The 1,016-nt window shown below is 56.1% G+C and carries 1 pseudogene; it reads right to left on the bottom strand.

The features are described 5' to 3' along the window. Positions 1-34: 34 nt before the first annotated feature. Positions 35-1,016 (bottom strand): annotated as a pseudogene (locus tag Q1A53_RS23335) (IS3 family transposase); the annotation flags it as partial.

Here is a 1,016-nt window from a genome sequence, read left to right on the forward strand (position 1 = left end):
TGATCAGCCCCACCTGAGTGGTCCAATTTGATTGTTAGTGCATGATTGGCGTTTGGTCCATCTGGACGATGGTTTCTGGGGCCGGTGGGCGGTAGCCCAGAGCACTGTGTGGTCGTTTGGTATTGTAGTGTTTCCTCCATTGCTCGATCAGGATTTGTGCCTCACGCAGGCTGTAGAAGATTTCGCCGTTTAAGAACTCATCGCGGAACCTTGCATTGAAGCTTTCGCAGTATCCGTTTTCCCAAGGTGAACCTGGTTGGATGTAAGCCGTCTTGGCTCCAACCACTTTGATCCAGTTCTGCACGGCCTGAGCAACGAACTCAGGACCATTATCTGACCGAATGAACGATGGGATGCCGCGTAGGATGAACAGGTCACTGAGCACATCGATGACGGTGCCGGAGTTCAGCTTTCTGTCGACACGGATGGCCAGGCATTCCCGGCTGTACTCGTCGATGATGTTCAGCGTGCGGAACGCTTTCCCATCTTCAGTCCGGCAATGCACGAAGTCATAGCTCCAAACATGATCGCGACGCTCTGGCCGTAGTCGAACGCACGATCCGTCATTCAGCCAAAGACGCCCCTTCTTCGGTTGTTTCATTGGCACTTTCAGCCCCTCTCGTCGCCACAGTCGCTCGACGCGCTTGTCATTCACATGCCAACCTGCATCTCGCAGCAGCGCTGCGATCCGACGGTAGCCGTATCGGCCGTACTGGCGGGCCAGCTCGATCATGTCGGCCACCAACTGCTCTTCGTCCGGGCGACCGATAGGCACTTTGCGCTGCGTAGAACGGTGCTGTCTCAGAACACGACACGCTCGGCGTTCTGAGACATTCAGTTCAGCTCGAACACGATCAATGCAGGCACGGCGGCGAGCGGGGCTCAGAAGTTTCCCTTTGCTGCCTCCACCAGGATCAGTTTATCCAGCGTCAGATCAGACACCGCCCTGCGCAGCCGCTCGTTCTCTTTCTGCAGACGCTTCAGTTCCTTCAATTGATCCGCGCCCATTCCGCCGT

Origin of the sequence: uncultured Roseobacter sp., assembly GCF_947496515.1 — a bacterium.
Classification (GTDB): domain Bacteria; phylum Pseudomonadota; class Alphaproteobacteria; order Rhodobacterales; family Rhodobacteraceae; genus Roseobacter.